General features: G+C 73.7%; 1 protein-coding gene and 1 pseudogene. One reads left to right on the top strand and one right to left on the bottom strand.

The window, feature by feature from the left end:
• On the top strand, positions 1-376 hold a 376-nt coding region (locus tag AC27IO_RS24110), incomplete at its 5' end, for an esterase/lipase family protein (RefSeq protein ID WP_498741197.1).
• A gap of 24 nt (positions 377-400) precedes the next feature.
• On the opposite strand, the pseudogene AC27IO_RS24105 reads toward AC27IO_RS24110, so the two are convergent.
• Positions 401-1,522: pseudogene (locus AC27IO_RS24105) on the bottom strand (hypothetical protein); the annotation flags it as partial.

The following is a 1,522-nucleotide window of genomic DNA, read 5'->3' as shown; positions in this document are numbered from 1 at the left end:
GGTGGGCCACAGCATGGGCGGTCTGGCCGTGCGGGCGTGGTTGCGGGCGCGGCAGGCCGATGCGCGCGTGCACCGCGTGATCACGCTGGGCTCGCCCCACCAGGGCGCCTGGGCGGCGCGGTTCAGCCGGTCTGCCAACGGCCGGCAGATGGTGCCCGGGGGCGAATGGCTGTGGCAGCTGGCGCAGGACGAGCCGCCCGGGCGCGCGGCGCTGTTCACCTGCTTTTATTCCAACTGCGACAACGCGGTGTACCCGGCCGCCACGGCCACGCTGGACGGCGCGGACAACCGCCTTCGCGAGGGCCTGGCGCACGTGCAGATGGCGTTCCATCCGCCGGTGGTGCGGGAGTGCCTGGACCTCATCGCGGCGCCGTAGGCCGCAGGGCATGGCCGCCTGCTTCTACGCCGCGGCCGCCGCGGAGCGCCGCGCGTTGAAGTCGTCCGATCCCACGCCCATGTCCTTGCCGTACTGCGGCGACACATAGGCCACGTTGACCCCGGCCAGCAGCCGCTTGAGCTGCTTCACGGCGGCCACGTTGCCGCTGCTGAAATCGTCGGGCAGCGTGAGCCGGTCCTGGTAGGCCAGCTGGAAGGCCCGCTTGTCGTCCGTCGAGCCGTTTTGCGCGGCCTTGAATGCCAGGGCGATTTCCCGCAGGCCCGCATCGGCGGATTCGGGCGTGCCGAAGCCCGCGCGCAGCGCCGCCCGGCCTTCTTCGGTGGAGATGGCCATCACATCGACCGGCACCGGTTTGGCCGCTGGCGCCGGCGTGGCGGAGACCGGGTGCAGCGCCGGTTTCGCGGCTGGGTGCTTTGGCGGGCGGGGCTTGAGGTGCGCCTTGGGTGGTGGAGGCGGGGGCGGCGGCGGAGCGGCGGCGGCCTCGGCTTCGGCCTTGGCAGTGGTTTCGGCCACGGCGGCCGTCTCGGCGGCGGCGGCCGCGTCCGCCGGGGTTTCGGCCGGCGGCTCTGCGGGCGGCATGGTTTGCGGGGCGAACCGTCCCAGGGTGTGGTTCAGGAACTTCTGCAGCGACTGACCGGTGGTCAGCAGCGACTGGCCGATGTCGGCCAGTTCTTCGCGGATCTCCTGCGACAGCCGCGTCTTGTTCTCCACCATGTGCTGGAGCGCGCCGGACAGCGCATGCAAGGCCGGTGCAGCCTGGGTGGCCAGGCGCTGCACCCGGGCCAGCACCTCCTGGGCCTGCGCGGCGGTGGTGATCTGCACGGTGTTGGCGCTTTCCAGGCCGATGGCCACGGCGGCGTGGGCCACGGACTGGAAGGCCGCCGACGCCGCCTGCAGCCTGGCCGGCAGCACCGAGTACCGCGTTTCCATGGGCGCCTGGGCGGAGGCCGCGCCGCTGGCGGCGCTGCTGCCGCTGCTCTGGAAGGACGGTCTTTGGGGCAGGACCGAAGGGCGGGGCGCCTGCGGACGCGGGCTGGCGCCCTGCAGGATGGAGGGGCGCACCTGCGGCAGCACCGACGCCCGCGGGGGGCCGCTGTGCGGCAGCCTCCGGCCGGGCGGGGTCCT

The sequence above is a fragment of the Acidovorax sp. KNOB132 genome (assembly GCF_057541515.1).
This window is presented reverse-complemented; position numbering and strand designations above follow the sequence as displayed.